General features: G+C 44.6%; 22 protein-coding genes and 2 pseudogenes. 11 read left to right on the forward strand and 13 right to left on the reverse strand.

Annotated elements, in window-relative coordinates:
* Positions 1 to 127: 127 nt before the first annotated feature.
* Positions 128 to 1,756, reverse strand: a complete 1,629-nt coding sequence (gene aceB, locus ACVA54_RS15485; protein WP_172438176.1) for a malate synthase A — start codon at positions 1,754 to 1,756, stop codon at positions 128 to 130.
* Between the two features lie 606 nt (positions 1,757 to 2,362).
* Positions 2,363 to 3,268 carry a hydrogen peroxide-inducible genes activator gene (locus ACVA54_RS15490; RefSeq protein WP_099080632.1) on the reverse strand — a complete coding sequence of 302 codons (906 nt, stop codon included), beginning with the start codon at positions 3,266 to 3,268 and terminating at the stop codon, positions 2,363 to 2,365.
* A gap of 198 nt (positions 3,269 to 3,466) precedes the next feature.
* Here ACVA54_RS15490 and ACVA54_RS15495 point away from each other — a divergent pair, with 198 nt between their 5' ends.
* The 6 genes from ACVA54_RS15495 (at position 3,467) to ACVA54_RS15520 (ending at position 8,182) form a co-directional block, all read left to right on the forward strand.
* A complete protein-coding gene (locus tag ACVA54_RS15495) occupies positions 3,467 to 4,075 on the forward strand; it encodes a peroxiredoxin C (protein ID WP_099080633.1) in 609 nt (202 codons plus the stop codon).
* A 271-nt stretch (positions 4,076 to 4,346) separates the two neighbouring features.
* Positions 4,347 to 5,090, forward strand: a complete 744-nt coding sequence (locus ACVA54_RS15500; RefSeq protein ID WP_119464583.1) for a copper homeostasis protein CutC — start codon at positions 4,347 to 4,349, stop codon at positions 5,088 to 5,090.
* Between the two features lie 66 nt (positions 5,091 to 5,156).
* Positions 5,157 to 5,933, forward strand: a complete 777-nt coding sequence (gene ppk2 / locus ACVA54_RS15505) for a polyphosphate kinase 2 (RefSeq protein WP_119464582.1) — start codon at positions 5,157 to 5,159, stop codon at positions 5,931 to 5,933.
* Between the two features lie 9 nt (positions 5,934 to 5,942).
* A complete protein-coding gene (locus ACVA54_RS15510) occupies positions 5,943 to 6,875 on the forward strand; it encodes a LysR family transcriptional regulator (protein ID WP_099080636.1) in 933 nt (310 codons plus the stop codon).
* A 137-nt stretch (positions 6,876 to 7,012) separates the two neighbouring features.
* Positions 7,013 to 7,651, forward strand: coding sequence for a YadA C-terminal domain-containing protein (locus ACVA54_RS15515; protein WP_099080653.1), 639 nt, complete (start codon positions 7,013 to 7,015; stop codon positions 7,649 to 7,651).
* Positions 7,652 to 7,702: 51 nt separating this feature from the next.
* Complete coding sequence (locus ACVA54_RS15520) at positions 7,703 to 8,182, forward strand: hypothetical protein (RefSeq protein ID WP_099080637.1); 480 nt, start codon at positions 7,703 to 7,705, stop codon at positions 8,180 to 8,182.
* Positions 8,183 to 8,211: 29 nt separating this feature from the next.
* Here the strand turns inward: ACVA54_RS15520 and phoU are convergent, their stop codons facing one another.
* The 5 genes and pseudogenes from phoU to ACVA54_RS15545 form a co-directional block, all read right to left on the reverse strand.
* A complete protein-coding gene (gene phoU, locus ACVA54_RS15525) occupies positions 8,212 to 8,910 on the reverse strand; it encodes a phosphate signaling complex protein PhoU (protein WP_446619504.1) in 699 nt (232 codons plus the stop codon).
* Between the two features lie 31 nt (positions 8,911 to 8,941).
* A complete protein-coding gene (pstB, locus tag ACVA54_RS15530; protein WP_099080639.1) occupies positions 8,942 to 9,760 on the reverse strand; it encodes a phosphate ABC transporter ATP-binding protein PstB in 819 nt (272 codons plus the stop codon).
* A 2-nt stretch (positions 9,761 to 9,762) separates the two neighbouring features.
* Positions 9,763 to 10,695, reverse strand: a pseudogene (pstA, locus tag ACVA54_RS15535) (phosphate ABC transporter permease PstA); the annotation flags it as partial.
* A gap of 518 nt (positions 10,696 to 11,213) precedes the next feature.
* Positions 11,214 to 11,436, reverse strand: a pseudogene (locus tag ACVA54_RS15540) (phosphate ABC transporter permease PstA); the annotation flags it as partial.
* A gap of 27 nt (positions 11,437 to 11,463) precedes the next feature.
* Positions 11,464 to 13,668: an ABC transporter permease subunit gene (locus ACVA54_RS15545; RefSeq protein WP_446581325.1), complete on the reverse strand. Its 2,205-nt coding sequence runs from the start codon at positions 13,666 to 13,668 to the stop codon at positions 11,464 to 11,466.
* A 205-nt stretch (positions 13,669 to 13,873) separates the two neighbouring features.
* Here ACVA54_RS15545 and ppk1 point away from each other — a divergent pair, with 205 nt between their 5' ends.
* Together ppk1 and ppx are read left to right on the forward strand one after the other, a co-directional pair.
* Complete coding sequence (gene ppk1 / locus ACVA54_RS15550) at positions 13,874 to 15,964, forward strand: polyphosphate kinase 1 (protein WP_099080642.1); 2,091 nt, start codon at positions 13,874 to 13,876, stop codon at positions 15,962 to 15,964.
* The gene (gene ppx, locus ACVA54_RS15555; protein WP_446649732.1) at positions 15,948 to 17,453 is read left to right on the forward strand and encodes an exopolyphosphatase; all 1,506 of its coding nucleotides are present in this window, start codon (positions 15,948 to 15,950) and stop codon (positions 17,451 to 17,453) included. Before ppk1 ends, ppx begins: the two co-directional genes overlap by 17 nt.
* 25 nt (positions 17,454 to 17,478) lie before the next feature.
* Here the strand turns inward: ppx and ACVA54_RS15560 are convergent, their stop codons facing one another.
* From ACVA54_RS15560 to phoB, 3 genes are read right to left on the reverse strand one after another with little or no spacing between them, the layout of a single operon-like run.
* On the reverse strand, positions 17,479 to 18,444 hold the full coding sequence (locus tag ACVA54_RS15560) for a PstS family phosphate ABC transporter substrate-binding protein (RefSeq protein WP_099080644.1): 966 nt from the start codon (positions 18,442 to 18,444) through the stop codon (positions 17,479 to 17,481).
* On the reverse strand, positions 18,444 to 19,742 hold the full coding sequence (gene phoR, locus ACVA54_RS15565; protein WP_446649733.1) for a phosphate regulon sensor histidine kinase PhoR: 1,299 nt from the start codon (positions 19,740 to 19,742) through the stop codon (positions 18,444 to 18,446). The genes ACVA54_RS15560 and phoR overlap by 1 nt, the downstream gene beginning before the upstream one ends.
* A gap of 40 nt (positions 19,743 to 19,782) precedes the next feature.
* Positions 19,783 to 20,472 (reverse strand): phosphate regulon transcriptional regulator PhoB, encoded by a 690-nt coding sequence (gene phoB / locus ACVA54_RS15570; protein ID WP_099080646.1) that lies wholly within the window; start codon positions 20,470 to 20,472, stop codon positions 19,783 to 19,785.
* 223 nt (positions 20,473 to 20,695) lie between these two features.
* Between phoB and rdgC the strand changes: the two genes are divergently transcribed.
* The 3 genes from rdgC to ACVA54_RS15585 all read left to right on the forward strand — a co-directional run bounded on the left by rdgC (position 20,696) and on the right by ACVA54_RS15585 (position 23,433).
* Positions 20,696 to 21,610 (forward strand): recombination-associated protein RdgC, encoded by a 915-nt coding sequence (gene rdgC / locus ACVA54_RS15575; protein ID WP_099080647.1) that lies wholly within the window; start codon positions 20,696 to 20,698, stop codon positions 21,608 to 21,610.
* 165 nt (positions 21,611 to 21,775) lie between these two features.
* Positions 21,776 to 23,176: a prephenate-dependent tRNA uridine(34) hydroxylase TrhP gene (trhP, locus tag ACVA54_RS15580; protein WP_446649734.1), complete on the forward strand. Its 1,401-nt coding sequence runs from the start codon at positions 21,776 to 21,778 to the stop codon at positions 23,174 to 23,176.
* Between the two features lie 2 nt (positions 23,177 to 23,178).
* Positions 23,179 to 23,433 (forward strand): YfhL family 4Fe-4S dicluster ferredoxin, encoded by a 255-nt coding sequence (locus tag ACVA54_RS15585; RefSeq protein WP_005445273.1) that lies wholly within the window; start codon positions 23,179 to 23,181, stop codon positions 23,431 to 23,433.
* Positions 23,434 to 23,474: 41 nt separating this feature from the next.
* Here ACVA54_RS15585 and ACVA54_RS15590 read toward each other — a convergent pair whose 3' ends face one another.
* The 3 genes from ACVA54_RS15590 to ACVA54_RS15600 all read right to left on the reverse strand — a co-directional run bounded on the left by ACVA54_RS15590 (position 23,475) and on the right by ACVA54_RS15600 (position 25,279).
* On the reverse strand, positions 23,475 to 23,783 hold the full coding sequence (locus ACVA54_RS15590; protein ID WP_099080649.1) for a hypothetical protein: 309 nt from the start codon (positions 23,781 to 23,783) through the stop codon (positions 23,475 to 23,477).
* Positions 23,784 to 24,103: 320 nt separating this feature from the next.
* A complete protein-coding gene (mepA, locus tag ACVA54_RS15595; protein WP_099080650.1) occupies positions 24,104 to 24,934 on the reverse strand; it encodes a penicillin-insensitive murein endopeptidase in 831 nt (276 codons plus the stop codon).
* Positions 24,935 to 24,946: 12 nt separating this feature from the next.
* Positions 24,947 to 25,279: a DUF1904 domain-containing protein gene (locus ACVA54_RS15600; protein ID WP_119464579.1), complete on the reverse strand. Its 333-nt coding sequence runs from the start codon at positions 25,277 to 25,279 to the stop codon at positions 24,947 to 24,949.
* Between the last annotated feature and the right edge of the window lie 289 nt (positions 25,280 to 25,568).

Genomic DNA, 25,568 nt, shown 5'->3' on the forward strand with positions numbered 1-25,568 from the left:
ATCTATCCCTCTAATAATGTGCACTTGTGCATGTGCGTTGAGTTTTCCGTTCTCAGGCAGTACATCCTTATCTGCCTCGAATCCTTCACGTATTGGTTAAATAAAGTTGGTTATTGAAATTATTGGGTTAATCCAAGTAGTCGTAACCTGGAATGGTTAAAAAGTTGGTCAGTTCATCGCTCGTAGTGAGCCTTGCCATCAAGTCAGCCGCTTCCTCAAATCGACCTGCTTGGTAGCGCTGTTCACCAATTTCTTGCTTCACGACTTCAATCTCTTCTTTCAGATACAACTCGAGCAGCTCCTTAGTGACTATCAAACCGTTATCGAGCGACTTACCGTGTTGAATCCACTGCCAAATAGAAGCACGGGAAATTTCTGCGGTTGCTGCGTCTTCCATCAGTCCGTAAATCGGCACACATCCATTGCCAGAGATCCAAGCTTCAATGTATTGCAACGCGACGCGGATGTTGTGGCGCATGCCTTCTTCTGAGCGTTCACCTTCGCATGGTTCAAGCAACTCTTCGGCGGTGATTAGCGCATCTTCCGAGCGGCTCACATCCAGTTGGTTGGTGCGCTGACCGAGTGTTGCGCTAAACACTTCCATTGCAGTGTCCGCCAGACCAGGGTGTGCAACCCAAGTACCGTCGTGTCCGTTGTTCGCTTCCAGTGATTTATCCTTGTGAATCTTATCCAGCACTTTTTGGTTTTCTTGTGGGTCTTTGGCTGGAATAAAGGCTGCCATGCCGCCCATCGCAAATGCACCGCGCTTATGACAAGTACGCACCAACAATCTTGAGTAAGCGTTGAGGAATGGCTTATCCATAGTCACCACTTGGCGATCAGGTAGAACGCGATCTGGATGATTTTTCAGTGTTTTGATGTAGCTAAAGATGTAATCCCAACGACCGCAGTTGAGACCGACAATGTGCTCTTTGAGTGAGAACAGAATCTCGTCCATTTCAAATACCGCAGGCAACGTTTCAATCAGTACGGTAGCTTTAATGGTTCCGGTATCCAAACCGAAATACTCTTCAGTGAAATGGAACACTTCACTCCACCACTTCGCTTCATGATGCGATTGCAGCTTTGGAATGTAGAAATAAGGACCGCTTCCCTTTTTCAATAGCGCTTTGTAGTTATTGTAGAAGTACAGAGCAAAGTCGAATAGCGCACCTGGAATGATCTGACCGTGCCACGTGACGTGTTTTTCCTTTAGATGCAGCCCGCGAACGCGGCAGATCAACACCGCTGGGTCTTCTGTCAGCTGATAGTGTTTGCCATTGCTAGGATGGGTGTAACTGATGGTGCCATTGACGGCATCACGCAGGTTAATTTGTCCATCCAGAACTTTACTCCACGCCGGAGACATTGAGTCTTCGAAGTCTGCCATGAACACTTTAACATTCGCATTCAGTGCGTTAATCACCATCTTGCGATCGGTTGGTCCAGTAATCTCCACTCGGCGATCTTGCAGATCTTGCGGGATTCCAAGGATCTTCCAACTTCCCTCGCGAATGTCTTGTGTCTCCGGTAGAAAATCTGGCAGCTCACCAGCATCGATGCGTGCTTGCTTCTCTTCTCGCGCTTCTAGCAACTGTTCAACACGTCCGGCAAATTTTTCACACAGTAGAGATAAAAAGGTTTGGGCTTCAACAGGGAAAATTGCTTGATGTTCAGGAGCAACGATTCCAATCACCTCAAGCATGCCTTGGGTTTGCATTAGTTGTTGTGTTTTTTGTTCTGTCTGAGCAAGCATAATCATTCATCCTTAACGTGCTTTATCCATCTTGGCAGTCAAGCCTAAAGCTACATTTGTAAGTTATGAACAACAAATTACATCCATTGATTTGGTGTTCACTTCGCTTCATTGTGTCTATATCTTGCGCAACCTGAATTGCTTTTTCAATCTAGACATAAGTCTTACAAGCCTTTAATTAAGCTAACTCAACAAAGGGTTAAGCGAAACCCCTTAAGTAAACAAAACATTAAATTCAAAGTTTTATCCGGTATCAAACAAGCGTTTGATTTTTCAACTTAATTTGTAAGTTATTACGTAATTTAATTACATTAATTTTACAGGTTATTTTTGAATTCAAACAAGCGTATGAATAGTAAGGTGAGAGAAAAATCCTTGTATTCACAAGGGCTAGAAGGAGGAAGTGAAACGCAACTTAAACGCGCTATACAAGTAGTTGTGTAAAATGAACATTGTAAAATTTCACTATTTTATGAAAGCTTCATGAAAGTTCGTCTGTGAAATTTTACAAGTCAAAGTTTGCATGCAGAACAAAATGCTAAAAAACGCACTATTTATAGTGCACTTTTAGATATTGAATCGGATATTGTAGGCTAATACTAATAGCTAAAGCAGTTCAGAGACGACTTCTGCCAATTGCTTGAAAGTATTTGTTCGTGACGAGCTTGGACGCCACACCAAACCAATATCGCGATACGCTTGCTGACCTGGGGGATCAATCACCACCAAATTTTGGTTATGAAGCAAACCGTGATCGATGGCCATTTGCGGGATAAACGTTGTACCCAGACCATTTGCCACCATTTGTACCAAAGTATGAAGGCTGGTTGCCGTAAACGGATTAATTTTGTCTTTTTCAGTCAACTTACACGCAGAAACCGCGTGTTCCGTTAAGCAGTGCTCTTTCTCTAAAAGAAACACCGATTCATTGGGCAAGTCCGCATAGCTAATCGGCACAGGAACCGAATCCACATGATTCGCACTGATCACCATACGAAATGGGTCTTGACCTACCACTCGACTTTCCATGCCCTCAATTTCGACAGGAAGCGCAAGAATCAACACATCCAATTCACCATGACGTAGAGCTTTTAATAAGTTTGTCGTCGTATCTTCTCTTAATAGAAGGTTCAGTTGTGGGAAACGGTAGTTCACCTCTTGAACGAGATCGCACAATAAGAAAGGTGCGATAGTCGGAATACAGCCCACCTTAAGTTGCCCCTCCATATCGCCACCTTGACATAAAAGCCCCAGTTCAACCAAGTCTTGACCTTTTGCCAATAACTCTCGACCTTGCTGAACCACCATTTCTCCAGCTTGCGTAAAAACCAGTGGGCTTTTTTTGTCTTTCTTTTCATATAGCGGGCAACCAATCAACTCTTCAAGGTTTTGAATCCCTTTACTCAACGTAGATTGACTGACAAAACAACGCTCAGCGGCATCGCTAAAATGACGTGTTTCATGCAAAGTGACCAAGTAGTGTAACTGCTTCAAGCTAGGCCATTTATTCATAATTCTATTTGTATCTAATGCTGTTTCAGTGATCGAGGTAATAGTTTTGTTATTATCGCTTTTTTCGATTAACTTAATCTATTTATTTCGCTTTTTTCAATAGTACAATCTGTACTATAGTTTGTCCCGTACAAACACGGACTAAACCTAAATAACTGAATTAGGTTTGAAGCTAACCAAAATTTTTAGGAGCAAAAAATGGTACTAGTAGGTCGTCAAGCCCCTGACTTTACTGCTGCAGCTGTTCTAGGTAACGGCGAAATCGTTGATAACTTCAACTTTGCAGAATTCACTAAAGGTAAGAAAGCAGTAGTATTCTTCTACCCACTAGATTTCACGTTCGTTTGCCCATCTGAGCTAATCGCATTCGACAACCGTCTAGCTGATTTCCAAGCTAAAGGTGTTGAAGTAATCGGTATTTCTATCGATTCTCAGTTCTCTCACAACGCATGGCGTAACACTGCTATCGAAGATGGCGGTATCGGTCAAGTTCAATACCCTCTAGTTGCTGACGTTAAGCACGAAATCTGTAAAGCATACGATGTTGAGCACCCAGAAGCAGGCGTTGCTTTCCGTGGTTCTTTCCTAATCGACGAAGATGGTCTTGTGCGTCATCAAGTCGTAAACGACCTACCACTAGGCCGTAACATCGATGAAATGCTACGCATGGTTGATGCACTAAACTTCCACCAGAAGCACGGCGAAGTATGCCCAGCACAATGGGAAGAAGGTAAAGCTGGTATGAACGCATCTCCAGAAGGTGTTGCAGCGTTCCTATCTGAGTACGCAAGCGACCTAAGTAAGTAATAGACTACACAGCCCAAGCTCAACGGGCGTGTTGGTTGGATGTATATAAAGCAAAAGCTATCGCGGAAAAATCGCAAACGCCAATCAGTCTAAGTAAAGTCATAAAAAAGCCCAGAGTCGCTCTGGGCTTTCTTTTTATCTGCGTTTTTTAACAGCAAAAGAGGCAAGCCTCACGCAAAAATTTTACCTCTATTTCCCTCTGTCTCAGTGCAGATTCCCCCTTTACGTCCTGCTAGTATTTGCTGTAATTACAACAATTCAGGACAGCCTCGTGAACACTCAACTTGAAGTCTGTATTGATAACATTGAATCTCTTCACAATGCGATTACTGGCGGTGCAACCCGCATCGAACTCTGCTCTTCTCTCGCTTTAGGTGGCTTAACCCCAAGCTACGGCTTTATGCAGCAAGCTGCTAGACGCTCTACCATTCCGGTTTACGCGATGATTCGCCCACGCCAAGGCGACTTCTTCTACAGTGAGGAAGAAGTCGAAATGATGCGTTGGGATATTGAAGCCGTCAAACAAGCAGGCTTGAACGGTGTCGTACTCGGTGTGTTGACTCAAGACGGTGATATCCATATGCCTTATGCCACAGCGCTGTGTGAATTTGCTCAAGCGCTTGGTTTAGGCGTGACCTTCCATCGTGCCTTTGACCAGTGTCGTGACGCTGAAAAAGCTTTAGAAAAAGTGATTAGCTTAGGCTGTGAACGCATTCTGACTTCTGGTTTAGCACCTTCTGCGCCGCAGGGTGTTAAGATTATCCAAGCGCTGGTTACACAAGCACAAGGGCGCATTGCGATCATGGCCGGTGCGGGTGTCAATGCCAATAATGTTACTTCATTAATTAAGCAAACTGGCGTGGGTGAAATCCATCTTTCCGGAAAAACAACACGACCAAGCCACATGATCTTTATCGCCGAACAAAGCAAGATGGGCGCTGCTGATATGGATGACTTTACGATTCCAATTACCAGCACTGAAGCTATCGCAAAAACGGTAACCGCTCTCAATTAAAGGCGTTCAAATCCCGTTTTTAGTTATCGAATGCTAACATATTGATAACTAAGGACGGGAGGGACTATGCCAAAGCTAAAGAAAAAGGAATACGAAGAAGAACTCGAAGCGCTGCAAATTGAACTGGTGAAACTGCAAGAGTGGGTCAAACACAAAGGACTCAAAGTCGTGGTTCTATTCGAAGGGCGAGATGCTGCAGGCAAAGGTGGTGTCATTAAACGCATTACTGAGAAACTTAACCCTCGTGTTTGCCGCATTGCTGCACTGCCCGCCCCCACAGAAAAAGAAAAAACACAGTGGTACTTTCAGCGCTATGTCGCCCATTTGCCTGCGGCAGGTGAAATCGTGCTATTTGACCGCAGTTGGTACAACCGTGCTGGAGTAGAGAAAGTCATGGGTTTTTGTACTCACGATCAATACGAAGAATTTCTCCGCTCTTGTCCTGAGTTTGAGCGCATGTTGTTACGCTCTGGCATCATCCTCATAAAATATTGGTTCTCAGTATCAGATGAAGAGCAGGAAAAACGCTTCTTAGAACGCATTCATACCCCGATCAAGCGCTGGAAGTTCAGCCCAATGGACTTAGAATCTCGTAACCGCTGGGCGGAATACTCCGAAGCCAAAGACAGAATGTTTGCTTACACAGACACCAAAAACAGCCCTTGGTGGGTCGTTCCCTCTGACGATAAAAAGAAAGCTCGATTAAACTGCATCAGTCATTTACTCAGTCAAATTGATTACCAAGAAATCAAATACTCTCAGATAGAGTTACCAGAATTAAATAAAGAAGGTTACATTAGAGCACCTATCGGGGATCAGATGCTTGTTCCGGATAAATATTAGAGATTAACCATGGCAAAAGACCTGTTTATTAACCTTGACCTAAATCTACTCAAAACCTTTTTGGTATTAATGCAAGAACGAAATATGCGTAAAGCTTCGCAGCGTCTGTTCGTCTCTCAACCCGCGATCAGTCAAGCATTACAAAAACTGCGTAATCACTTCGATGACGAGCTGTTTGTGAAAGTAAAAACAGGTCTTGAGCCAACCTCTTTTGCAGAATCTCTTGCGAATACTATTACCCCTCATATTGATGGTTTAGCGGCGGCGGTTAACCGTTCTCATCAGTTTGAACCAGCAGAAGTCGATAATAAAATCCGTATCGCACTAGCCCCTATTACGATGACTTGCCTGCCCGGCTTTCTCTTCGAACAGATGCGAACCCTCGCCCCAAATGCCCAACTTGAACTGGTCGGCTGGTCAAACAGCACTGTGGATGAAATCTTAAAGGGGGAAACCCTCATGGGAGTAAACTACGAGTTACTCCTTACTAACAAAGAAATTTATGCGCCTAAAATACTCGATTTGAAAGGACGAATTTTTGTTCGTGAAGGTCACCCAATCACCAAGTCACACGTCGAACCTAAAGACTTAACTGGCTATCCCATCGCGTCGTTAATTTCTCCAGGATGGAACGACAAGTTCAGCTATGCTTCTCACCTACTCACTCAAATGGATATAGAGCATACGGTTGGTTTTCGCTCAGAGTTCGTTATGGCAATCATTGATGTAATCAAACATACCGACATGTATTTGCCCCACTCCAACTTATTTCCAATCGATCAATTTCCTGGTTTAAGAGCGTTAGACGTAATTATCGATGATCAATTACAAACGAAGTCTGTGCATTGCCACATGCACGTTCGAAACCGCAACAATCCTCTTGTAAAGTGGTTAGCAGAGCTTATTCAGCAAGGTCTACAACTACAAACTGATAAGATTTAATTATCACCAAGATAACAATTGCCACTTAGCCATAAATCAAACTTTTCAATAAGATAGCCCTACTTCAAAAGGGAGATAGAAAAGCGATTGCTTACAGTATGGATGCTGTTCCTCGTTTACTTATTGAGAGATCAGACATGACAAACAAGATTGCTAAGTTAACCGCGGCTTGCACCCTACTTGCTTCATTTGGTTCGTTTTCTGCGGTTATTCCTGACCGCCCGAATCCAGGTATCCCAACAAATCCTATTCAAGGGGTACCTGAACAACCTGTTCTTCCTGAGGTTGACAACGGTGTTCCTGGAGTGCCTGATCGTCCACGTCCAGACATGCCACCAACGCCACCAGTCGAAGCGGCCCCAGAGCAACCAACACTGCCGGAAAAAGATAACGGTATTCCGAGTATTCCGGATCGCCCAACCCCTCAGTTGCCATCAAACCCAATTGAGAACAATCCTACGGACGATCGCTTACACAATCTTGAAAATCTAGCAGTGGAGTACGATTACCGTTTGAATCAACAAGCCGAGCAAATGGATGGGATTCGTGCAAGTTTGCATGCGGTTACCAATGCTCGCCCGTATGCGACAAATGGTGAACTCGCTATTGGCGCTGGCATTGGTTTCGCAGGCAGTAAAGAAGCGGTAGCTTTAGGTGGTGCGTATGGCTTAACCGATCAAGTGAGCTTATCTGGCACGTTCCATTACGAGTCTTCTGGTAAATATTCATCGTCTGAAATGGCTGGCGGTGTCGGTGTACAATTCACATTCAAATAAGAGTCTAATAAAGAAGTCCACTGCCAAGGATGGCGTAATCTAGGTAGATATATGAAACACACTCTCTCTTTACTCACGCTTATTCTCGCGCCCATTTCCGCTCACTCTGCTGGATTATTTATATCGCCAGAAGTCAAAATTGGCTCATTTCGTGGGGCAGGTATCCAACTCGGAACCAATGATATCGCGGGTTTTGATGCCTTGTACTTTGACTACTCACAAGTCACTTATAAAAGCGGTAACTTTGATGAAACCATTGATGCATACCGCGTCGGCTTTCAACATTGGTTTGATCATCGACCTCTGATGGGGTTTCAAGCCAGTATAGGCACTGCGGTTTATGATGGAAAATACAGGGAGGAACAAAGAGATACGACAGGATTGAGTATTGGTGGCGCGTATGTGTATCAAGTCAATTCGATTCTCTCGGTAAGAGCTGGTGCAGATCTCGATATCTTTAAAGACGATAAAACCCACACCTTTACCGACACTGCCGTACAGTTCTCTGTGGGTTTTGGTCTTCGTCTGTAATACTAAAATGTCAAACGCTGTGTTTAATACTATTTTAATGCATCATCAATGCTTTGATCGCCAAGATGGCGCACATCTTTACCTTTCACAAAGTAAATAATGTACTCACAAATATTCTGGCATCGATCGCCAACACGTTCGATAGCGCGTGCAGACCACATAACTTGCAGAATGTGTGGAATATTTTTCGGGTCTTCCATCATATAAGTCATCAATTGACGAACTACCGCTTCATATTCGGCATCCAGCTTGTCATCCAATTTATGCACTTCCGCAGCCGCTTCCACATCCATACGTGCAAACGCATCGAGCACTTGGTGTAGCATCTGAATCGCTTGACGGCATAATGGTTCTAGTGATACTTGAAATTGGCGTTCTTTTGAGGCTGGGCTCTCAATCGCCACTCTGGCAATACGAGTCGCCACATCACCAATGCGTTCTAAGTCAGTAATGGTCTTAATGATTGCCATAATCAAACGTAAATCTTTCGCCGTCGGTTGTCGCTTAGCAATGATACGCGTGCAGGCATCATCAATGGACACTTCCATAGCATTCACTTTGTGATCATCACGCACCACTTTACGCGCCAGTTCGACATCTTCCTTATTCAAAGCTTGAATGGCATACGATAGTTGCTGCTCAACCAAGCCCCCCATGGTTAATACATGGGTACGAATCGACTCTAGTTCTACGTTAAATTGCCCAGAAATATGGCGTCCAAAATGCATGTTTGTCCTTTATTTTGCGCAAGGTCGAGACTTAACCATAACGACCGGTAATGTAATCTTCGGTTTGTTTCTTCATTGGTGACGTAAAGATCGAATCCGCATCGGAATATTCAATCAATTTTCCCATATGAATAAAAGCGGTATGGTCACTAACTCTTGCTGCCTGTTGCATGTTATGGGTAACGATCACGACAGTATATTGGGTCTTGAGCTCATTGATAAGCTCCTCAATGGTCAAAGTTGATATCGGATCCAAAGCCGATGTCGGCTCATCTAACAATAACACTTCTGGCTCGATCGCAATTGCTCGTGCAATCACCAAACGTTGCTGTTGACCCCCTGATAAGCCAAAGGCATTTTCATGTAGACGATCTTTTACCTCATCCCAAAGTGCCGCTGCGCGTAACGAACGTTCTACTGCATCGTCTAAGGTTCGCCTATTTTTTACGCCTTGTAAGCGTAAACCATACACGACATTTTCATAGATAGACTTAGGAAAAGGATTGGGTCTCTGGAATACCATTCCAACGCGGCGCCTTAGGGTTGCCACATCGACACTTGGATCGTAAACGTTCTGGCCATGCAAACGCACCTTCCCCGTAACTTTACACCCCTCCACTAAGTCGTTCATACGATTTATGCAGCGTAGCAATGTCGATTTACCACAACCCGACGGACCGATAAATGCAGTCACCCTGCCTTTAGGAATACGCATGGAAATATCGAACAATGCCTGTGTCTGACCATAGAAAAGATTAAGATTCTCAATCGAGATCGCCGTTTGTTCATTCGTTAGGTTGTGCACATCTAATGGCGGCTCGTAACCCAATGTATTATCAAAGTTAAACATGCTTAATCTTGTCCTAATGTTCTGTATTTCTCGCGCAGATTATTTCGAATACTGATTGCTGTTAAGTTTAGTCCGACAATGACGGTCACGAGTAAGAAAGACGTTGCGTAAACCAAGGGTCTCGCGGCCTCGATATTCGATGTCTGAAAGCCGACATCATAAATATGAAAGCCTAAATGCATAAACTTTCTGTCTAAATGCACGTAAGGAAATTGTCCGTCAACCGGCAAACTTGACGCCAATTTTACCACGCCTACCAGCATCAATGGCGCAACCTCTCCTGCAGCACGCGCTATCGCCAAAATTAAACCGGTAATGATGGCTGGGGTTGCCATCGGCAATACCACCCGCCAGAGGGTTTCAAACTGTGTCGCTCCCAACGCCAAAGAGCCATGTCGCACGGAGCTTGGAATACGAGTTAAGCCTTCCTCTGTCGTCACAATCACAACAGGTAATGTTAATACCGCAAGCGTTAATGCTGACCACAATAAACCTGGCGTACCAAATGTCGGCGCAGGTAAGCGTTCCGCATAGAAAACATTGTCGATTGACGCACCGATCGTGTAAACAAAAAAGCCCAAACCAAATACGCCATAAACAATTGACGGCACCCCCGCAAGGTTTATCACTGCAATGCGGATGATTCGAGTCAATGCGTTATTTTTCGCGTATTCGTGTAGATAAATGGCCGCAATCACACCCAACGGCATCACAATAATCGACATGATAATGACTAAGAATACCGTGCCAAATATCGCAGGGAAAACCCCACCTTCGGAATTAGACTCACGCGGGTCTTGCGACAAAAACTTCCATACTTGTTTGCCCCAATGTCCGACCTTCTCCGGCAACGACATTTGGTTTGGATACCAGTAATCCAAAATATCTTCTAGGGGAATGGCGACTTGTGTGCCTGTCATGTCCTCAACGATCAATGCATAGTCAGAAAACCCGAGGCGTAAGCCATCAATCTGAGCGTCAAGCTGAGTCAACTCTTTTTCAATATTGGCTTTTTGGATACTGTTCTTCACAAGGAATTCGTTGGTAATGGTGTCATTGAGCTCATGTTTGCGTTTATCTAAACGCAATTGCTCTAACTGCCAAACTAACCCTTTCACTTGGTCATCCACCAGCATATCGATTTCATGACGTAGGGTCTCTGCATCTTCCAGCTTTTTATTGAGCCGTGCCCGAATGTCATTCTCGTAACGGATGTCGCCATCTTTAAACGCAATGAACTTCCCGAAAAAGTATCCACCACTGCTGCGCTCAATCACCGCCCACTCATCCGGCGTGGTTGGCTCATCAAGCTGCATCTTCAATACCGAGATAAAATCCGCGGGATAAAGCTCACGGTTAGCAATTTTGATGTTAAGGCGAGTGGCAAACTCTTCATCATGAGCCAGTTTTTTCGCAGCATCTTCTGGTAGGTAACTCCTTGGTACGAAGTTGTGCTCGTAAACCTGACCAACCAGAATCGAGTTTTCCTGCAGCACTTCGTCCTGCACCGGTGTCAGTGCAGCAACATTCCATTGATAAAGAGGCGCTGGCCAGAAGTAGGTCAACCCCTTCCAACCAATCAATAGCAACAAGCCTAAAACGGAGAGTAAGCTGATACTCACCGCCCCTCCCGTTAACCATATCCAAGGTGCGCCAGAACGAATCCAATTTAACACACGACTACTCGCTCTTTTTTTAGTCCACTACAACGCACGATATTTGTCTCTCAATCTCTGACGGACCAACTCAGCTAGCGCGTTCACGGCAAAGGTAAAGACGAACAAAATTAATGCAGAAAGAAACAGCAAGCGATAGTGCGAACTGCCCACTTCTGACTCTGGGAGCTCCACAGCAATCGTTGCCGACAAGCTACGTAACCCTTCCAAAACATTCCAATCCATTAATGGCGTATTCCCCGTCGCCATAAGAACGATCATCGTTTCTCCAACCGCTCTGCCTAACCCCATCATGACCGCAGAAAATATACCTGGGCTGGCCGTTAGAAGAACCACATAAATCAACGTTTGCCATGGGGTCGCACCAAGCGCTAACGAACCATCAGATAAATGCTTTGGCACGGAGAAAATCGCGTCTTCTGCGATAGTAAAAATTGTTGGAATCACAGCAAAGCCCATCGCCAAACCGACGACCAGTGCATTGCGCTGATCAAACCCGATCCCGTGCTCAGTAAGGAATAAACGAATGTCCCCTGCAAAAAATATTTGTTCTATGCTTGGTGATAGCCACACGCCTAGACCAATCAGCAACAGAATAACAGGCATCAGCACTAGAGCGTGCCAACCGTTAGGAAGCCGATTACGCAGGCGCTTTGGAATCAATGCCCACACCCCACCCATCACCATGGTACTCAGCGGTAGGATAAACAACAAAACCATTACGGTGATCAAATGGTCTTCAACAATAGGAGCAAACCAAAGACCAGCCAGAAAGCCGATAATAACCGTGGGCAAGGCTTCCATAAGCTCAATTGAAGGCTTCACAACTCTGCGCATACGCGGCGACATAAAATAGGCGGTGTATATCGCCCCTAACACCGCTAAAGGCACGGAAAATAGCATCGCAAACATCGCCGCTTTGATGGTACCAAACGCAATGGGCACTAAACTGAACTTTGCCTCAAAATTGTCACTCGCGGAGGTCGACTGCCAAACAAACTTCGGCTCAGGATAACCTTCATACCAAACTTTTTGCCATAAAGAGGAAAGAGACACTTCTGGATATGGGTTATCGACAGCCGTCACACTAAGCTCATCGTCCTGCCAGGTGATCAAGTAGCGCTCATTATTCGACATCGCCGCGAAGGTAGGAGCCTGTTGATAGGCACGCTCGAACAACACCAATTTCTCACTCGTGGTGTAGTGGCTTTGTAATGTACCGTTCGTGTAAAAGCTGTAAAAACCTTTACGGTGTGAATCCGGCAACAAATACTTCAGCTCAGATGCCAGCTTAAAGTCACGGATATGAGTAAGTGTACGTCGTTCTCCCTGTAGAGTGTCAAACCACTGAGAAACTCGACCGTCATTATGGGTCACCAGCAGTGAGTACGCACCAGCGAGAAGATCGAGGGTTCTAACGGAATGGTTCTTATCACCCTGAGTTAAATCGATCACTTCACGAACCGTAAATTTATCGTGCTGCTTAATCAGTACAATAAGCTCTGAACCATTGCGTAAATACAGTATTTGACCGTCTGGGGTCAGCAGCATCTGCTCTGGCGTATCGAAAGCGGATGAAAAGGTGTAATCCACTGTTACAGGCGGCGAGCCTAATAATTTGGGTTCTTGCCAACGAGCTTTAAGCAAACCACTTTGTGTTTGCCATACTAGAGTATGAGCATTTGGTGAAGTGCTAAAAGCAAATGATGCTACGGGATCAGAACTATCCGTAAGCTGCATGTCCATTTGGGGATGCAACTCAATCACTTCTGGTGGGCGTGTATTCTCTCTCAGTGTGGCATTAAATTCAGGTTTAAAGAGATGCGCTTCCCCCTTCTCATCGACCAGACCATACCAGCCTAACCCCGGGGATGATTTCGCAAAAGCGACTGGGCTATTGGCTATTTGTTGGGTGTATAAAACGGGCTTCGTAGGATCGTCTAATGAGAGAAAGCGCACTTCACCCGATTGAGTGAGTACCAAACCGATTTGAGAGTAATCATCGACAGCAATGGCGAGAGGCTTCCCACTTTGGGTCGTACGAGAGGCGTAATTGGTTTCGATCTCTGCATCAGAAAACAGAGGAATGGTCACCATCGCAAGATAAACAAAAATCAACACAAGAGCGGCAAGAACGCCAACACCACCGGATGTCACTGCAAGTCGAACTAAACGATCTTTTATCCGTCGTTTTTTATCTTTTTGCTGCAATGAAAATTCGGCCTGTGCCATTTGTCTCTCTACCTTTTTTGACTTAGTACTAGATTATGTCATTAAGATGACAATTGTATTACAGATCGCATTAAACAACTGAAAAGAATGCAACTATTGCACAGACGCAATATGAAACAAAAGTGCAACAAAAAATCAATAGTGTCTTACTCATCTTTTGTCCTTCGATGATTACGGATTACATCTTTTTAAGCTAGGTAAGGTTATGAGTGCAGAAAAGCTGTATATCGAAAAAGAGCTTAGTTGGTTATCCTTCAATGAGCGAGTGTTACAAGAAGCTGCCGATAAAACCGTCCCTTTGGTTGAACGGATTCGTTTCCTCGGCATCTTTTCCAACAATTTAGATGAATTTTACAAAGTACGATTTGCCGATGTTAAACGCCGGATCTTGATCAATCAAGAACGCGGTATCAGTGACAACTCTAAGCACCTCTTAAGCAAGATGCAAACTAAAGCATTGAGGCTTAATGATCTATTTGATGACTTATACAACGAGCTGATCCGAGAAATGGCTCGTCGTCGTATCTTTTTGGTTAATGAAAACCAACTTGATGAAGCTCAACAATGTTGGGTTACCAAGTATTTTCGTAACGAGGTCATGCCACACATCACTCCTCTGTTAATGAAAGAGGAAATCGATGTACTGCAATTCCTAAAAGATGAATATGCTTACATCGCCATTGACCTGCGTAAAAACGAGCAATCCCAATACGCACTGATTGAAATCCCTACCGACCATCTACCGCGCTTTGTCATGGTGCCAGAACAAAAAGGGAAACGTCGCAAAACCATCATCTTGCTCGATAATATTATTCGTTACTGCTTGGACGATCTGTTTAAAGGCTTCTTCGACTACGACAAACTCAACGGCTATGCCATGAAAATGACACGCGATGCGGATTACGATTTACGCTTGGAGATCGAATACAGCCTGCTCGAACAGATGTCTGAAGGGGTGAGTCAACGTCTGACAGCAATGCCGGTTCGATTTGTCTATGAGCGTGGGATGCCGACAGAAATGCTCGATTTTTTGTGCGAAAAGCTGCAAATCTCTAACTATGACAGTTTGATACCTGGCAGTCGTTATCACAACTTTAAAGATTTCATTGGTTTTCCAAACGTTGGGCGAGAGTATTTGGAGAATAAACCGTTACCACCAATGAAGTGTGCTGACTTTGAGGGGTACGCGAATAGCTTTGAAGCCATCAAAGCCAAAGATATTCTCCTATATTATCCCTACCACACCTTTGATCATATTACTGAGCTCGTTCGTCAGGCCTCTTTCGATCCCAAGGTGCTCGGCATAAAAATCAACATCTACCGAGTAGCAAAAGACTCTCGCTTAATGCACTCTTTGATTGACGCCGTGCACAACGGAAAAAACATTACCGTTGTGGTTGAACTGCAAGCGCGATTTGATGAAGAAGCCAACATTGAGTGGTCGAAGGTCCTTACTGACGCAGGGGTACATGTCGTTTTTGGTACACCAGGACTGAAGATTCACTCTAAGCTATTGTTGATCAGTCGCCGAGAAGAAGATGAGATCATCCGCTACGCTCATATCGGAACGGGCAACTTTCACGAAAATACAGCACGTATATATACCGACTATTCGTTACTGACTGCAGACCAAGAAATTACCAACGAAGTCCGCAACGTTTTTGGCTATATTGAAAATCCCTACCGCCCTGTTCGGTTTGATCATCTGATTGTTTCACCGCGTAATTCGCGCAAACAGCTATACCGGCTGATTGATGGTGAAATTACCAATGCTAAAGCAGGAAAAAAAGCGGCACTGACGATTAAAGTTAATAACTTGGTTGATAAAGGGCTTATTAACAAACTTTACGGTGCGAGCAATGCTGGCGTGAAGATCAACATGATTATTCGTGGTATGTGCTCTTTAGTTCCCGGCGTGGAAGGGGTCAGTGAGAACATACGTATCATCAGTATTGTCGATCGCTTCTTAGAGCATCCGAGAGTGGTGATTACTCATAATGATGACGATCCACAGGTTTACATCTCTTCTGCCGACTGGATGACGCGAAATATCGATCACCGCATTGAAGTGGCGGTCCCCATTCGTAATCCACGCTTGAAGCAGCGAATCATTGACATCACCAACATCCATTTTACCGATACGGTAAAAGCACGCTTGATAGATAAAGAGATGACAAACTCATACGTACCGCGTGGTAATCGTAAAAAAGTTCGCTCACAAGTTGCCATCTACGACTATCTTAAAAATATAGAGAAGCAAACTAGAAAACAAAAATCCAATGCCTCAGATACTTGAAAAAGATGTGCGCCATATTGCAGCTATTGACCTCGGTTCAAACAGTTTCCATATGGTTGTGGCAAAAGTGGTTGGAAGCGATTTGCAACTGGTGAGTCGGCACAAACAGCGAGTTCGTTTAGCCGCAGGGCTCGATGACGAACTCAACCTTAGCCATGCTGCAATGGAGCGAGGGCTAGAATGCCTCGCTATGTTTGCCGAGCGACTGCAAGGTTTCGAAACATCCAATGTAAGAATTGCCGCTACCCATACGCTACGCAGAGCCAACAACGCGCACTTATTTATCCAGCGAGCGAAAGCAGCCTTACCTTTTCCTATCGAAATCATTTCTGGAGAAGAAGAAGCTCGTTTGATTTACCTTGGTGTCGCGCACACTCAAGTTGAATCCAATTCTAAACTCGTGGTCGACATTGGTGGTGGCAGTACCGAGATAATTATCGGACACAAATTTGAGCCTAGCTTGCTAAACAGCAAACAGATGGGCTGCATCAGTTTTACTGAACAATTTTTCAGTAATAAAAAACTGTCACGAAAAAACCTCAGTAAAGCAATGCTGGCTGCCGAGCAAAAACTGGAAACCATTGCCAGTAAGTACCGAAAGAAAGGCTGGGACATCGCTCTAGGTTCTTCTGGCTCGATCAAAGCAATAAGTGAAGTATTGATCGGTTTGGGGTATGAGGATGGTTTAATTACCAGTAAACGGCTTGGAAAACTGATCGATAACCTATCTGAATATGATTCGATAGACGACATCGACCTCATAGGGCTTACCGACGATCGCAAACCCGTATTTTCCGCAGGCGTCGCCATTCTTTGCGCCATCTTCCAATCGCTAAAAATCACTCAAATGTCTTTCTCTGACGGTGCATTAAGAGAAGGCTTATTGTATGAGATGGAAGAGCGCTTTGCCCGCTCTGACATTCGCATGCGCACCACCGAGAACTTAGCGAAGAAACATCTGGTTGATATCGAGCATGCAGTTCGAGTCAAAGGTCACGCGAAAGAGTGGTTGTCAGACATACACTCAGAGCTAGGAATCAAAAAGAAAAGTGAATTGTTCGATTTGCTTGAATGGGCCGCATTGCTCCATGAAGTAGGCTTAAGCATCAGCTTAAGAGGTTTCCACCGCCATTCCTTCTACATCTTGCAACACTCTACACTACCGGGTTTTAACCGAGAACAGCAGCTCGTACTGGCAACATTGGCACGTTTTCAGCGCAAGTCTCTTAAACTCAATGAGTTACCAGAGTTCAACCTTTACAAACAGAGTGACATAATAAATCTAATTAAAATATTACGACTAGCGATAGTCATAAATGGACAGCGCAACGATGATCCATTACCAGAGCTTAAGCTATCGATTAAAGGCGATGAATGGCGCCTCACTTGCCGTAACGACGATTGGCTAGAAGAAAATAAGTTGTTGGATGCCGATTTACAAGAAGAGCAGTTGCGCTGGGAGAGCGCTGGATGGAAGCTCATCCTTTAAAGCTATATGCTCACCAAAAGTCGGTTTATAAGCCGACTTTTTTTAACTCTTGCGCCGCCAACTCCGCAGAAATTGGCACATAGCCATCCTTTGCGACCAATGTTTGCCCCTGCTCTGAAAAAATAAAGCGAATAAACTCAGATTCAATTGGACTCAATGGGTAATCTGGGTGCTTATTTATGTATACGTAAAGGTAACGTGATAGTGGGTACTTACCTGATACGATATTTTTTCGAGTTGGATTGACGTAATCGGTGCCACTTTTGGCAACGGGTACCAGTCTTACCCCCGCAACACGATAGCCAACACCAGAATAACCAACACCACTGATGGTTGAAGCCACTGATTGAACAACCGACGCGGAACCTGGCTGCTCATTGACTCGAGTTTTAAAATCCCCACCGCACAGCGCATTACTCTTAAAATAGCCATAGGTACCAGAAACCGAGTTACGCCCAAACAGCTGTAAGTTGCGCTTTGCCCACTCCGTTTTAATCCCTAACTCACGCCAATTGGTAATAAACTCACTTTCACCACAGCGTAATGTTGCTGAGAACATTGCATCGAGTTGGTTGAAATTGAGCCCTTTGATGGGATTATCTTGATGAACAAAAATACCAATAGCATCAATCGCCACCCGCAGAGCGGTAGGCTTATAACCATGCACACGTTCAAAAGCTTCTATTTCACGTAATCGCATTGGACGGCTCATCGGGCCAAACTGTGCCGTTTGCTCGGTTAATGCGGGTGGCGCAGTCGAAGATCCTGACGCTTGAACCTGAGCATTAATATTTGGGTAGATCGATTTAAACTCTTCCACCCAAAGAGTCGTCATGCCTGCAAGCGTATCGGAGCCAACTGACAGTAGGTTACCTGCTATTCCGGTTGTTTTTTGATAATTAGGTAGTGGCTTATCCTGTGCAAAGAGCACACTACTGAGCATTAGCGTTACAAGGCTTATCCCTTTCAATGCTTGTTGACCCCACCCCATCACTTCACCACCAAACGACTTGGAAGTACAAATGAGAATTTACTGCCCACGCCAACTTCACTAAGAATGTCTAAATGAGAGTCGTGATGACTCAATGCATGTTTTACGATCGCCAATCCAAGCCCACTCCCACCAGTGTCGCGAGAACGCGCTTTATCGACCCGATAGAAACGTTCCGTCAACCGATGAATGTGTTGCGGCTCTATACCATCCCCACTATCTACCACTTCTAAACAAGCACCTTGAGGTGTTTGGTACCAGCGCACATGAATACTTGCGCCAGGGGGAGTGTATTTCACGGCATTGTAAACCAAGTTTGAAATCGCACTGCGCAGTTGGTCATCATCGCCAAGCACACGCAACTTGTCATCAACGTCAAATTTCAACTTATGTTGTTTATCGCCACTCAAGCTCACAGCCTCTTTTTCTAGGACTTCGAGCATTCCTGGAACGTTAACAACGTCTTCTAGCTCATGCATTGGCGCAGCTTCGATCTTCGATAACGTAAGAAGTTGGCTAACCAAACTGTTCATACGATTCAATTGCTCGGTCATCACTCCATGAGCTTTGGTCCACATCGGGCCAACGATCATGTCCGGGTCTTCGGTCATCTCTAGATAACCTTGTAATACAGTCATTGGTGTCCGAAGTTCGTGAGAAACGTTAGCAAAGAAGTTACGACGCATACCTTCAAGCTGTTTTAACTGACTGACATCTCGCACCACCATTAGGTGTTCACCTTCAGTATACGGCACAATACGTAGTTCCAGCATGCGTTCAACATTCAATGGTGACCGCATTTCTAATGGTTCAGAGAAATCTTGCTTGCTAATATATTTAATAAAATCTGGGGTACGAATAAGGTTAGAGATAGGTTGCCCAGAATCTTCAGGCCAGTGAAAACCTAACAGGTGTTGTGCAAGCTTGTTACACCAAACAATATTACCTTCGGCACGAAAAACTACTACCGCATCCGGCAAAGATTCAGCGCCGTTGCGGAAACGACGGATTAAATTAGTAAGTTCTTTACGCTTGCGACGTTGGCGTTGTTGTAATCGGTACAAACCATTAAACAAAGACTCCCAATTCCCAGTACCCGAAGGTGGTGTAAGTCGTTTCTCATCCCATAACCAAGCCGACAGACGTACCTGATTATGCAAATGCCACACAAGCTGCAATGCCGTAGCGGCCAAAAGCAACCACGGCATATAACCAAACATCCAACCAATAATCACCCACGGGGTGTAAAAAAAAGCCAGCTCCCAGGCCAGCTTTTTCCAATTTAATCTTTCAACCACTCATTACTCCCGAAATGGTATTGATAAGCCGTGTATAATGTTATGCCTTAGTTGAGAAACGGTAACCAGCACCACGAACAGTTTGAATCAGTTTATCATGACCGGCGGCTTCTAAAGCTTTGCGCAGACGTCGAATATGAACATCAACCGTACGATCTTCAACATAGACATTGGTGCCCCATACGTTGTTTAGTAGCTGTTCGCGGCTGTAAACACGCTCTTGGTGAGTCATGAAGAAGTGCAGCATTTTGAATTCTGTTGGTCCCATATCTACCGGCTCATCCCCTGCGGTTACACGGTGAGAGACCGGGTCAAGCTTCAGGCCCTGTACATCAATCACATCTTCTAGGGCCGTCGGTGTCACTCGGCGGATAACCGCTTTCAGGCGAGCGACCAACTCTTTCGGCGAGAAAGGCTTGGTGATGTAATCGTCAGCGCCAACTTCGAGACCTCGAACTTTGTCTTCTTCTTCGCCGCGCGCGGTTAGCATCACAACCGGAATATTGCGGGTTAATTCCTCACGCTTCATGTGTTTGATGAAGTTAATGCCGCTACCACCCGGTAGCATCCAATCTAACAGAACTAAATCTGGGAAGGGTTCAGCTAGTTTAGTTACCGCAGTATCGTAATCTTCTGCTTCTACTGCTTGATAACCTTTCTGTTCAAGTACAAAGCATAGCATTTCACGAATTGGAGCTTCGTCTTCAACAACCAGAATCCTTCTCGACATAATTGAATAACCTTATGTTAGTTGAGCTAATGAATTTAAGGACAAAGCGCCCCTCAGTGCATAAGCATTATTACCACCAATTATGACACTTTTGTGACCTTTGAAAACAAATTTTCATATAAGTTTCTTTTGAGATTCATTCTGATATTTTTCATTTCTATTGGGACATCAGCAGGAAAATTCCCTATTATTAGCACCTCGTCATCAAGCCTAGAGAAGATTTATGTGGTTTAAAAACTTGCTGGTATACCGTGTTAACCGCGAGGTTAACTTCAACGCCGAACAACTGGAAACTCAACTAGCGGAGTTCCGATTCACCCCTTGTGGCAGCCAAGATAAACAAAAATTTGGCTGGGTTAGCGCAATGGGCAGACATGGCGACATGATGACGCACGTTTCTGAAAACCGCATTCTGATATGTGCGAAAAAAGAAGAGAAAATGCTACCCGCATCCGTGATCAAAGATTCTCTGAACGCAAAAGTCGATGCAATGGAAGCACAAGAAGGTCGCCCTCTTAAAAAGAAAGAGAAAGACAACTTAAAAGATGACATCGTAATGGATCTACTGCCCCGTGCATTTAGCCGCAGCAGCCACACTTACGTTCTGATCATGCCAAAAGAAGGTTTTATCCTTGTCGATGCGAGCAGCTACAAAAAAGCAGAAGACGTATTAGCACTATTACGCAAGACGATGGGTAGCCTACCTGTTGTACCTGCTATTCCAGAAGTAGCCATTGAAACCACACTGACTCAGTGGGTGAAGACCGGCGACACACCGCAAGGGATCGCTATGATGGATGAAGCAGAGCTGAAATCAGTATTGGAAGAAGGTGGTGTGATCCGTTGTAAGAAACAAGAGCTGACAACGGATGAAATCCGTAACCATATCGCAGCAGATAAAGTGGTCACTAAGCTAGCGCTAAACTGGCAAGACCGTATTGAGTTCATCATGGCGGAAGATTCTGCCATCAAACGCTTAAAGTTCTCTGACGAGCTAAAAGATCAAAACGATGATATCCCACGTGAAGATCAAGCAGCACGCTTCGATGCAGACTTCTCATTGATGTGCGGTGAATTCAGTGCTTTCCTGCCAAACCTATACGAAGCACTAGGCGGCCTGCCAAACCCAAACGCGTAACATAGCGCCATCTGTAACTATTACGCCCTCACCATCAGCGAGGGCGTTTGTTTATCTAAACTACAATTCTCCTAGTCATAGGTCACATTTTGACGTAAAATTTTCGCCCCATTTCCATAAGGTGGAATTGGCCTGACTTGTGATCAGATATAAGAGAATTGAACAATGACAACAGAGAAAACATTCGTACCTGAACTACTATCTCCTGCAGGTAGCCTTAAAAACATGCGTTACGCATTCGCCTACGGCGCAGATGCGGTATACGCAGGCCAACCTCGCTACAGCCTTCGTGTACGTAATAACGAGTTCAATCACGAAAACCTAAAAATTGGTATCGATGAAGCGCATGCCCTAGGCAAAAAGCTTTATGTGGTATGCAACATTCAACCACACAACTCAAAGCTGAAAACTTTCATCCGCGATCTAAAACCAGTGGTAGAAATGGGCCCAGACGCACTGATTATGTCTGACCCAGGTCTGATCATGATGGTTCGCGAAGCATTCCCAGAAATGCCGATTCACTTGTCTGTTCAGGCGAACGCGGTTAACTGGGCGACAGTCAAGTTCTGGGCTGCAAATGGCGTTGAGCGTGTTATCGTTTCTCGAGAGCTTTCTCTAGAAGAGATCGAAGAAATTCGTGAGCACTGTCCTGAAACTGAACTAGAAGTTTTCGTACATGGTGCTCTTTGCATGGCTTACTCAGGCCGTTGCCTACTATCTGGTTACATTAACAAACGTGATCCTAACCAAGGTACTTGCACTAATGCATGTCGTTGGGAATATAAAGTCGAACAAGGCAAAGAAAACGACTCTGGCCAAATAGTGGAAGCCTTCGATCCAAACGAAGCTCAAGCGGTAGAAGTTCAAGACGAACGCCCAGAGACAACCATTGGCCGTGGCAAACCAACCGATGAAGTTGTATTGCTCTCCGAAAGCCACCGCCCAGAAGAAAAAATGGCAGCGTTTGAAGACGAACACGGCACTTACATCATGAACTCGAAAGACCTACGTGCGATCCAACACGTTGAGCGTCTAACTAAGATGGGTGTTCACTCACTAAAAATCGAAGGCCGTACTAAGTCATTTTACTACTGCGCACGTACCGCTCAAGTTTACCGTAAAGCAATCGATGACGCAGTTGCTGGTCGTCCATTCGATGAGAGCCTTATGAGCACGCTAGAAAGCCTAGCTCACCGCGGTTACACAGAAGGCTTCCTACGTCGTCATACACACGATAACTACCAGAACTACGACTACGGCTACTCTGTATCTGATGCTCAACAATTCGTTGGTGAGTTCACAGGCAAACGTCGTGGCGATATGGCGGAAGTCGAAGTGAAGAACAAATTCGTTGTAGGTGATAGCCTTGAGCTAATGACACCAAAAGGCAACGTGGTCTTTACACTAGAAGCGATGGAAAATCGTAAGTTAGAATCAATTGAAGACGCAAAAGGTAACGGTCACTTCGTATTCATTCCCGTACCGCAAGACATGGACCTAGAATATGGCCTGTTAATGCGTAATTTAAATGCAGGTCAGGACACCCGTAACCCAACTGGTAAGTAATCATGGCACTACTTATTACTGATAAGTGCATTAACTGCGACATGTGTGATCCTGAGTGCCCAAACGGCGCAATCACCATGGGTGATAGTATCTTCGAGATTGATCCCGCGCTATGTACAGAGTGTAAGGGGCATTACGAAAAGCCAACCTGCCAGTCGGTTTGCCCTATAACAAAATGCATTATCACAGACCCAAATCATGTAGAAACAGAAGAGCAACTGCTTGAGAAGTTCGTGATTATTCAAGGGTTAGCGTAAATTCGAAAGGTTCAACTTTGCATTCAAAGTTGAACCTTTTTTTAACCCGACTTTTCAATAGGGTAGATATTACAGAATAGCTCTTTTTCGAACTGATACTCTAGCCTCTCCCGCCAGTTTTCAGCCTGTGAAACAGGCACTAGATAAAAATTTTCTCGACTCGTATCCGTCACGAAAGCCATTCCATATTGCATCAGCTCGTAATGCACATCATTAACAAACCCAGGGGCAAGGCGCTGACGTCCCGTCAGGTGATTAACATCTTCACGAGTCAATAAGACCCCTTTGGTATCACTGCTAAATCTGTGTCTTAACCACTCTGCAAATTCTTTTGCACAAATCATAGTCATGGTTTTTTCCTTGATTAACTTCTAGATAGGCACTACCGTCACACCGTCTAAATACACTTATCCATGTTATCACTCATCCTTTATCACAGACATATTGTAAGAAACCAGATCAAAGTAATGAAAAGTTCTTAAAGCAGAGCTGCCACTACTTAACAATACAACCAACCCTCTGTTTATTTGAGATTTCTATAATATACATCGGAACCAATTAGCTGTTTTTTGTACTGGTATATTCACTGTAGCTAAAAGTATGATGTTTCTCCAGTTTTATAACAGAGATAGAAAGGAGCGATAACAGAAAAAGAGGCCAACGCCACAGATTATTTAAGGGGAACAAGTGTTCGACAAGCTGAAGGAATTAACTTTTTACTTGGTTTAATAGAGGCTGTTGACTTCGCTTTGCTCTGAGGCTGAGCTTTAAGTTTCCAGCTTGATAGCTCTTGTCCGCAGCCATCACCTAATGGAATAGACTCTTGATTAATACAACTCTTACTTGAATCAGGACAAGATAATCTGACATGAAAATGGTAATGATGTCCCCACCAAGGGCGGACTTTACGTAGCCAGCCGCGACCGTTAGCTCCTTCCTGAATACACAGTTGCTCCTTAATAACTGGGTGGACAAAAATTCGTGCTACATCAGCATGCCGGGCAGCATTGCGAATTAATTCAAAGTGCCTATCTTCCCAGTTATGATCCAAAATCTTATATTTCTTAAGATCGACCACACTCATCGGCTTAGGGAGTTGTAATTCATTGTAAGAAAGCGGCGTATCAGCTAACCGCAACCAAATATCAATATCTAACCCAGTTTGATGGCTGGAATGACCTGAAGAGAAACGCCCACCTCGGGGCAGAGATAAATCACCAATTAGCAGAGTGGTATTGAGATCTTGACTGGCCATGAGTGCTAACTTTTCAATAAATCCAATCGTATTAGGGTGCCCATAGTAACGTTTCGTTCTACTACGTAGCACTTGATAGCCCTTACCTTCTAGTGGTAATGGCAAGGCTCCCTCTAAGCAGCCATTTGCATAACTTCCGATGGCAGAGGAAGGGTTATTGCTAGGCGTCAACACTTTCTCCCACGGACTCGAACTCGCAGAGGCTGAGAATATCATGCTCAAATACAAACAAAAACTCAGCCTCATCTGTTTTACCTCTTAATAATGTTCACCATTATCATAGTAAGCATTCGGAGAAAGTGCGGAAAAAATAACAGCTACGTCAACATCTTCACCAACAATTCCACGAACTTGCTGAGTGATTCCTTTTGCCACTTTATTCTGAGTATCTTGGCCGCGGTCGAACCAGAGCACTTCGATGAAAGGATAAGAAGTAGTAACTTCTCCTTCACTGAAAAAAGTCGTGTAGATATACTCAAACGTGAAGTCCTCTCTTGGGCACTTCATAAGCGGTTGCAGTTCATCTGTTAGGGTTTTTGATAGGGCTTGCACAGCTTGGGGCTCTACCGCTCGAAATCGAAAATGTGGCATAGCTTGCTTCCTAATGATTAAAATTAAGCAACGATAATAACAGGAAGTACTCGGCTAATCACGCTAAGTGGCTATCACCATATATCAGTACTGCGCGTAAATGCGATTCGAGAGGTATTGTTTAGAGACTTTCCATAGCCTCAGTAGGGAGTTCTAGAGCTATACTCTTTAGCTTCTGAAATAAAAAAGGCTCTAGTCTTTCGACTAGAGCCTTAAATATGGCAGGGGTGGAGAGATTCGAACTCCCAACACGCGGATTTGGAATCCGCTGCTCTGCCAATTGGAGCTA

This window comes from Vibrio sp. PNB23_22_6, from assembly GCF_052877535.1.

Bases quoted from the DNA above. Each gene is read 5' to 3' on its own strand.
- aceB (WP_172438176.1), bottom strand. From the start codon at position 1,756: ATGCTTGCTCAGACAGAACAAAAAACACAACAACTAATGCAAACCCAA.
- ACVA54_RS15490 (WP_099080632.1), bottom strand. From the start codon at position 3,268: ATGAATAAATGGCCTAGCTTGAAGCAGTTACACTACTTGGTCACTTTG.
- ACVA54_RS15495 (WP_099080633.1), top strand. From the start codon at position 3,467: ATGGTACTAGTAGGTCGTCAAGCCCCTGACTTTACTGCTGCAGCTGTT.
- ppk2 (WP_119464582.1), top strand. From the start codon at position 5,157: ATGCCAAAGCTAAAGAAAAAGGAATACGAAGAAGAACTCGAAGCGCTG.
- ACVA54_RS15510 (WP_099080636.1), top strand. From the start codon at position 5,943: ATGGCAAAAGACCTGTTTATTAACCTTGACCTAAATCTACTCAAAACC.
- ACVA54_RS15515 (WP_099080653.1), top strand. From the start codon at position 7,013: ATGACAAACAAGATTGCTAAGTTAACCGCGGCTTGCACCCTACTTGCT.
- ACVA54_RS15520 (WP_099080637.1), top strand. From the start codon at position 7,703: ATGAAACACACTCTCTCTTTACTCACGCTTATTCTCGCGCCCATTTCC.
- phoU (WP_446619504.1), bottom strand. From the start codon at position 8,910: ATGCATTTTGGACGCCATATTTCTGGGCAATTTAACGTAGAACTAGAG.
- pstB (WP_099080639.1), bottom strand. From the start codon at position 9,760: ATGTTTAACTTTGATAATACATTGGGTTACGAGCCGCCATTAGATGTG.
- ACVA54_RS15545 (WP_446581325.1), bottom strand. From the start codon at position 13,668: ATGGCACAGGCCGAATTTTCATTGCAGCAAAAAGATAAAAAACGACGG.
- ppk1 (WP_099080642.1), top strand. From the start codon at position 13,874: ATGAGTGCAGAAAAGCTGTATATCGAAAAAGAGCTTAGTTGGTTATCC.
- ppx (WP_446649732.1), top strand. From the start codon at position 15,948: ATGCCTCAGATACTTGAAAAAGATGTGCGCCATATTGCAGCTATTGAC.
- ACVA54_RS15560 (WP_099080644.1), bottom strand. From the start codon at position 18,444: ATGGGGTGGGGTCAACAAGCATTGAAAGGGATAAGCCTTGTAACGCTA.
- phoB (WP_099080646.1), bottom strand. From the start codon at position 20,472: ATGTCGAGAAGGATTCTGGTTGTTGAAGACGAAGCTCCAATTCGTGAA.
- rdgC (WP_099080647.1), top strand. From the start codon at position 20,696: ATGTGGTTTAAAAACTTGCTGGTATACCGTGTTAACCGCGAGGTTAAC.
- trhP (WP_446649734.1), top strand. From the start codon at position 21,776: ATGACAACAGAGAAAACATTCGTACCTGAACTACTATCTCCTGCAGGT.
- ACVA54_RS15585 (WP_005445273.1), top strand. From the start codon at position 23,179: ATGGCACTACTTATTACTGATAAGTGCATTAACTGCGACATGTGTGAT.
- ACVA54_RS15590 (WP_099080649.1), bottom strand. From the start codon at position 23,783: ATGACTATGATTTGTGCAAAAGAATTTGCAGAGTGGTTAAGACACAGA.
- mepA (WP_099080650.1), bottom strand. From the start codon at position 24,934: ATGAGGCTGAGTTTTTGTTTGTATTTGAGCATGATATTCTCAGCCTCT.
- ACVA54_RS15600 (WP_119464579.1), bottom strand. From the start codon at position 25,279: ATGCCACATTTTCGATTTCGAGCGGTAGAGCCCCAAGCTGTGCAAGCC.